The sequence below is a fragment of the Brotaphodocola sp. genome, assembly GCF_050873065.1.
Classification (GTDB): Bacteria; Bacillota; Clostridia; order Lachnospirales; family Lachnospiraceae; genus Brotaphodocola.
In genome coordinates, this window is sequence record NZ_JBNMIC010000032.1 from 23,860 (window position 1) to 30,940 (window position 7,081).

The following is a 7,081-nucleotide window of genomic DNA, read 5'->3' on the forward strand; positions in this document are numbered from 1 at the left end:
CCATCATTTTTTACCGACGATTCTTAATTTCTTTATTAATTGATTAATTGTTTACCGAGGATTTTACTTATGAAACCTATGATTCGCATCTGCCTCTGTGATGAGGAAAATAAACGATTTTTCGGGGAAGGACCCTGCCGTCTGCTTCACGCAGTTGAAGAGACCGGATCTCTGCGCGCCGCCGCGCTCTCCATGGAAATGGCGTACACCAAAGCGCTTCAGCTGATCCGAAATGCAGAGCGAGAGCTTGGCTTCCCCCTCACAGTCAGAAAAACCGGCGGAAAAGGAGGCGGCGGAAGCTGTCTCACCCCAGAAGCAAAGGAGTTTTTGCATGAATACGAAGTCTATCGAGATGCCTGCATTCAGAGCTGCACCGAAATCTATTCTCAGATCTTTTCAAGACAGCCATAAAACACATCTTCTGATCACCGGAAGCCGGGGTGTCGGAAAAAGTACACTCTTAAACGAACTGATCTCGCTGATCGAGCAGGATTTTCCCGGTTCCAAGCCCGAATTTCCGGGATTTTCCACGCGGGCCATTCCGAAAAAACGGGTCGAGATTCAGGACCGGATCAGCAAAAAGACCGGAACCATCGGAATGTTTTTGGGACAGCGCAGTCTTGATCCCGCAGGTGGATGCCAGATGACCCCCTGCCCAAACGGGTTTCTCCAAGTCGGAATCCCCGCCATCCGGCGCGCGATGTCATTAAAAAACGAGGACGCTCCGTGGGCCGTGATCGATGAGATCGGATACCTCGAGACTTCCTGCAGACCGTTCCTAGACGCGCTTTTGGCACTCTTTGACACCCGGCCGGTCATCGCTGTGATCCGCAAACAGTCTCTGCCCTTTCTCGATGCATTAAAAAGCCGTCCCGATGTCTTTGTGATGGATCTCGATCAGCCCCTCGTCCCGATCGGCTGTGTCATCATGGCATCTGGGCTTGGAAAACGCTTCGGTTCCGACAAGCTCATTGCTCCGTTTATGGGCGAACCTCTGATTACACGGATTCTTCGCACAACCTCCGGTTCCCTCTTTGCCAGCCGGATTGTCGTCACACGCTCAAAATCCGTCCTGCAAGTTTGCCAAAACGCCGGGATTCCCGCTCTCTTTCACGAGCTTCCGGATCGAAACGACACGGTGCGTCTCGGCTTGAATGCCCTCCTCGCCGCGCGGCCTGACCTTCAAGGATGTCTCTTCGCTCTCGGCGATCAGCCCCTCTTAAGCACGGAGACCTTGGAGACAATGGCGCTCTCTTTCTCAAAAAAAGAACAGGCCATCTTCCGCCTCTGTTTTCGGGAAGATTCGGATTCCACTCATCCAAATCCTCCCGTCACACTCGGAAGCCCTGTTCTTTTTCCAAATCGTTTCTTTCCTGAACTGCTCACCCTCCCAAAAGGAAAAGGCGGCAGTTTTCTTCTCCGGAATCACCCGGAGTGTGTGCATCTGATCTCTGCCGAACATCCATATGAGCTCATGGATGTCGATACCCCGGAAGACTTACGTCTTCTCTCAGAGCCTGATCCCCTACTGCTCCTCTCTCGGAAGCAGGATATTTAACAGAATTGCCACAAAAGCAGCCGGAACGATGCCGGATCCGCCGAATACCAGCTGAATTGCCTCCGGCATCTTCGACAGAATCGTCGCATGGGCACCCATTCCATATCCGACACCAAGCGCTACCGACACGATCGTCAGGTTGCGCGGTGTCATCTTTTCTCTCATAATCAGCTGGATTCCGCTGACCACAATCGAGGAGAACATCATCACCGCTGCTCCGCCGAGTACTGCCTGCGGCATGATCGAGACGATTGCTCCAAGCTTCGGGAACAGACCGCAGAGTACAAGAAAGACTGCTCCGGTTGCAAGCGCCATACGGTTCACGACCTTCGTCATCGTCACAAGACCCACATTCTGGCTGAATGAGGTATTCGGAAGCACGCCGAAGAGAGCTGCAAACGTGGAACCGATGCCGTCGCAGATGACACCGCCCGAGAGCTCTTTATCTGTCGCTTCCCGATCCATTCCACCCTCCATCACACCGGAGATATCTCCGACTGTCTCAACTGCCGTCACGATAAACATGATGAGAACCGGAAGAATTGCGCGAAGATCAAAGACAAGCTTGACCGGAATCAGAGCCGGAATGCTGAACCATGATGCCTGGGCAACCTTATCCCAGTTCAGTACCCATGCTTTTGTGTATTCCGTTCCATCCGCCGCAATTCCAGTATGCGGAAGCACCATTCCCATAACTACGGATGCCACATATCCCGCAATGATTCCGATCAGAATCGCAGAAGAACTTGCAAATCCCTTTGTTCCGTGTTTTACTGCCAGAATCACAACAAGAACGAAAATTGCAAGAAGCATATTTTCAGCGGAACCGAAGTCCTTTGCGGCACTTCCGCCGCCAAATGAGTTGATTCCAACCGCAATCAGGGACAGACCGATCGAGAGCACAACCGTTCCCGTCACAACAGATGGGAAAAATTTTCGAAGCGGTTTCAAGAAAAATCCAAGAACACTCTCAAAGAGACCGCCGATCACCGACGCACCCATGATGGCGCCGTAGGCAAGAACCCCTCCGCCCATGGAAGCGGCAACACTGTTGAAGACTCCGATGAATCCGGAACTCGTTCCCATGATGATCGGAACTTTTCCGCCGATCGGTCCAATCGAAAAAAGCTGTACAAGTGTCACAAGACCGGCAACGAGCATCGCATTCTGCAAAAGCTCCACCTGAAGATATGCCAGATCGCTTCCTCCCGTGATCCCGCAGGCTCCTGTGATGATCAAAAGCGGCGTCAGGTTTCCGACAAACATTGCCAGCACATGCTGCAATCCAAGCGGAATCGCCTGACTGAGCGGCATTTTCGCCTCAAACTCGTATGCTGGACCTTCCAGTTTCTTTTTCTCACTCATATCCTCTCTCCTTCTCTGGTAGGGAGATGCACATGGCATTTCGGAATGAATTCAAATCGCCCCCATTATACGAGATAATTTTTTTCATGTAAAGATTTTTTTATCAAACAAAACCGATTTGAGAGGTCTCTGTCTGGAAACTTCCCGCCAATCCGCGGTAACGATTGCTTTTCCTCCTGATTTTGTTTATAATATTTTTGCTGTTCATAACTAAATAAAACAGCTTACAACGAAAGGATTCTATTTATGAAAAAACGAGATTCATTTCAAAGCAGCTGGGGATTTATCCTCGCCTGCATCGGCTCCGCTGTCGGAATGGGAAACATCTGGATGTTCTCAACCAGAGTCTCCCTCTACGGGGGCGGTTCCTTTTTGATCCCCTATTTTCTCTTTATCGCACTGATCGGCTTTACCGGTGTCATCGGCGAGATGTCTTTCGGGCGTGCCACAAAATCCGGACCGATTGATGCCTTTGGCTCTGCCTGTGAGCGCCACGGCAAGCGCAGTGTCGGTGAAGCACTCGGCATGATTCCGGTTCTCGGCTCCCTCGCAATGGCAATCGGCTACACCGTTGTCATGGGCTGGATCCTGAAATATGCAGTCGGTGCCTTCAGCGGTTCCATCCTCGCTCCCGAGGGAATCGACGGCTTTGCCGCTTCCTTTGGCAGCATGGCGTCCGCTTTCGGAAACAATTTCTGGCAGCTGCTCGCCCTGATTTTCTGCATGCTGATCCTGATGCTCGGCATCGGCGGTGGAATTGAGAAAGCAAACAAACTGATGATGCCGATCTTTTTCATCCTGTTTGTGATTCTCGGCATCTACGTCGCTTTTCAGCCGGGTGCCGTCAATGGTTACCGGTATATTTTCCGGATTGATCCCGTCAAGCTCGCAGATCCGAAAACCTGGATTTTCGCGCTCGGTCAGGCCTTCTTCTCCCTGTCCGTCGCGGGAAACGGAACACTGATCTACGGTTCTTATCTCTCGGATCAGGAAAATATCCCATTCTCCGCGGCAAGAGTCGCCTTCTTTGACACTGTCGCAGCGATGCTTGCCTCCCTCGTCATCATTCCGGCGATGGCAGCAGCCGGGGCACAGCTCAACCAGGGCGGTCCGGGACTCCTCTTCATCTATCTGCCTCACCTGATTCAGGCGATGCCGGGAGGACGGCTGATTGCGATCGTATTCTTCACCGCTGTTCTCTTCGCAGGCATGACCTCTCTGCTGAATCTCTATGAGGCACCGATTGCCACGGTTCAGGAAAAACTCCATCTCGGACGAATTCCTGCCTGTGCACTCATCGCAGTCATCGGAGCGATCGTCTCCATCCTGATTCAGGGAATCGTCTCTGACTGGATGGATGTTCTCTCGATTTACATCTGTCCGCTCGGAGCAGGTCTCGCAGGAATCATGTTCTTCTGGGTCTGCGGAAAATCCTACGTGGAAAAAGAAATCAACCGCGGACGGGACAGAGCGTTCACGAAATGGTTTCTTCCGGTCTGCCGTTACCTCTACATTCCGATCTGCTTCTTCGTGCTGATCCTCGGAATTGTACTCGGCGGAATCGGTTAAAACAAAATCCCGAATCACCGCACATCCACTCTGAGTTACACACATTTGACCGGAATCTGGATTTCCGTCACAAATTGATTCGGATCGTTTGTCATTCCCTCATCAATCAGGGTGATCTCTCTGGAAAATCCATCCACCTCCAGATTATGTCTATCAAGATATGCAAGAAGCCTCCGGTAATAACCGGGGGCTTCTTTGTGGCTTCCACAAAAACGAATCACCGCACAGATTCCTGCGGGAATCCGTTCTACCGCCCCGTCAAAGCTCTCCTCCTCATCCAGCACAAGAAACACTCTGTCATAGCAGTCAAAATTCTCCTCTTCGCCACTCTCGCAGGAAGTCTCCTTTTTTCCCGGATAACCAAAATTTTTCAGTCTCTCCCCCGAGATTCCCACTCCAACTTTTCCAAGAAAAACCATTGACTCCCGCTGTCCGTTCTCGAGACGACGGATCGAATATTCCAGATCCAGATAAGAATGCGGTTTCAGGGAAGCGGAAATCCACACAATTCGCAGAGCGGAGATCGGCTTCAACTCGATTTTCTCCAACCCGGAATTTCGGGCATCTTCAATCTGGCAAAGACGATGACCAATCTTTCTGCGAACAATCTCAAGTTCCCGCTGTTTCCGGTCAATCATCTCCTGCTGCTGCCTGAGTTTCTCACAGATGCTGTCAATATTTCGATTCTGAAGGAAATCTGCGATCTGCTTCAGCGGAAGATCAAGCACTCTCAGATATCGGATGGTATTCAACACCTCAAACTGGCGAACACCGTAATAGCGATACCCGGTCTGTTCATCGATCCATTCCGGAATCAGAATCCCCGCCTGCTCATAATGGCGCAGAGTTCCCGGGCTGACATGAAACATTCGCGCCACTTCCCCGATCTGAAACAGATTTTTTTCACTCATCTCACAGTCCCTGCTCTTTCCCGTTTTCTCTTACTCTTAATTTCCTTTTTTCCCGTTCCTAGACGTTTTCTTTTCTTCTCAGCCATCTGTATGCAAACAGGCAGATCACGACAGAGACAAGGGAGCCGCAGGCAGTCGCAAGTCCCATCGGAAACAGCGTCGCCGGAAACATCACCGACATCAGATAAACTCCCGGCACACGCACAAGTGCAATCGCTGTGATATTATGTAAAAATGAGAGTTCTGAGCGCCCGCAGGCACAGAAATAACCGCTGAAGCTAAAATGGATTCCCGCAAAAATGCAATCCCAGATATATCCTCGAATATACTGGGCCCCCTGTGCCACAACCACCTCATCAGATGTAAACATTCCAACCACATTTTCCGCCAAAAGCTGAATCAGGATCGAGACGCAGATGCCGAAGCAGACCGCAATCAGAATCGCATCATATAAAGTCTGTCTTGCCCGTCGCTTCTCACCTGCACCGATATTCTGCGCACAGAGTGCCGAAACCGTGGAGAGCATGGATGAAGGAACAAGGAAGAGAAAACTGATGATTTTCTCCACAATTCCAACTGCCGCCGCATCGCTGAGTCCCCTCCGGTTTGCAATGATCGTGATGATGATAAACGCAACCTGAATCAATCCATCCTGCAAGGCAATCGGAACACCAATCTTTAAGATCGCTCCCATCGCGCTGTGGTTCGGCTTAAAATCTGCTCTTTTCACGGAAATTCCCGTCTTCCGCCTCACAATCACGGTCAGCGCAATCACAACACTGACTGTCTGGGAAAGCGTCGTTCCAAGGGCAGCCCCCGCCGGTCCTAAATGAAAGTATCCCATAAATAGATAATCAAGTGCAATGTTTATCACACACGCCACCGCAATGAAATACATTGGGCTCTTTGAATCCCCGATTCCACGAAAAATCGCGCTGATGATATTGTATGCCGTGATAAACGGAATTCCGATAAAACAGATCGAAAGATACAGAATCGTCCCGGAAACCGCCTCCTCCGGTGTCGACATCACGCTGACAATCGGCCGCACAACCATCAGCAACCCTATCGTGAGCGCCACCGAGACTCCCATAAACAGAATCGCTGTATTGCCCACCGCAGATGAAGCCTTTTTCTGATCCCCGGCACCAACTGCATGACCGATGCTCACCGTCGTTCCCATCGCAAGTCCGACAATCACAACCGTCAGCATGTGCATAACCTGACTGCCGATCGAGACTGCCGTGATTCCCGCCACCTCATCAAACTGTCCGATGATAAAAAGATCTGCCATTCCATAGAGCGTCTGAAGAAAATATGACAGCAGATAAGGCAGAGAAAAACAGGCAATGCTTCCAAGCACACTTCCCGATGTCAGTTTGTTTTCTGCTTTTCTATCCATTCCGTTTTGCTCCTTTTTGCTTTTTGTATTTTATTTTCTCACTTTAAACCCTACAACGATTGTAAAGTCAATCCCATGCAACAAAAAAGAGGATATCCGTCCAAGACAGATACCCTCTTTTTACTTTGAGAGCGCGAGACGGGACTCGAACCCGCGACCCCGACCTTGGCAAGGTCGTACTCCACCAACTGAGCCACTCGCGCATATTTGAATCGCATTTCTGCAATTCATACATGTACCTTCAAAACTGCACATTGAATCATCCGTAATTCTGTA

Annotated in this window: 6 protein-coding genes and 1 tRNA gene; 3 read left to right on the forward strand and 4 right to left on the reverse strand. The window is 50.5% G+C overall.

All coding sequences use genetic code 11. The features are described 5' to 3' along the window. Positions 1-69 precede the first annotated feature (69 nt). Both ACR0QE_RS09440 and ACR0QE_RS09445 read left to right on the forward strand, forming a co-directional pair. Complete coding sequence (locus tag ACR0QE_RS09440) at positions 70-411, forward strand: winged helix-turn-helix domain-containing protein (RefSeq protein WP_432628106.1); 342 nt, start codon at positions 70-72, stop codon at positions 409-411. Then, on the forward strand, positions 332-1,558 hold the full coding sequence (locus ACR0QE_RS09445; protein ID WP_432628107.1) for an NTP transferase domain-containing protein: 1,227 nt from the start codon (positions 332-334) through the stop codon (positions 1,556-1,558). Before ACR0QE_RS09440 ends, ACR0QE_RS09445 begins: the two co-directional genes overlap by 80 nt. On the opposite strand, the gene ACR0QE_RS09450 is transcribed toward ACR0QE_RS09445, so the two are convergent. After that, entirely contained in the window at positions 1,526-2,923 is a 1,398-nt protein-coding gene (locus tag ACR0QE_RS09450; protein ID WP_432628108.1) for a uracil-xanthine permease family protein, read from the reverse strand. The genes ACR0QE_RS09445 and ACR0QE_RS09450 overlap by 33 nt on opposite strands. 246 nt (positions 2,924-3,169) lie before the next feature. Between ACR0QE_RS09450 and ACR0QE_RS09455 the strand changes: the two genes are divergently transcribed. Then, positions 3,170-4,492: a sodium-dependent transporter gene (locus ACR0QE_RS09455; protein WP_432628109.1), complete on the forward strand. Its 1,323-nt coding sequence runs from the start codon at positions 3,170-3,172 to the stop codon at positions 4,490-4,492. A 35-nt stretch (positions 4,493-4,527) separates the two neighbouring features. On the opposite strand, the gene ACR0QE_RS09460 is transcribed toward ACR0QE_RS09455, so the two are convergent. From ACR0QE_RS09460 to ACR0QE_RS09470, 3 genes are all read right to left on the reverse strand, one after another. Continuing rightward, positions 4,528-5,403 (reverse strand): MerR family transcriptional regulator, encoded by an 876-nt coding sequence (locus tag ACR0QE_RS09460; RefSeq protein ID WP_432628110.1) that lies wholly within the window; start codon positions 5,401-5,403, stop codon positions 4,528-4,530. Positions 5,404-5,461: 58 nt separating this feature from the next. Beyond that, a complete protein-coding gene (locus tag ACR0QE_RS09465; RefSeq protein WP_432628111.1) occupies positions 5,462-6,805 on the reverse strand; it encodes an MATE family efflux transporter in 1,344 nt (447 codons plus the stop codon). A gap of 130 nt (positions 6,806-6,935) precedes the next feature. Further along, positions 6,936-7,008 (reverse strand) — tRNA-Gly (locus tag ACR0QE_RS09470). Positions 7,009-7,081 lie beyond the last annotated feature (73 nt).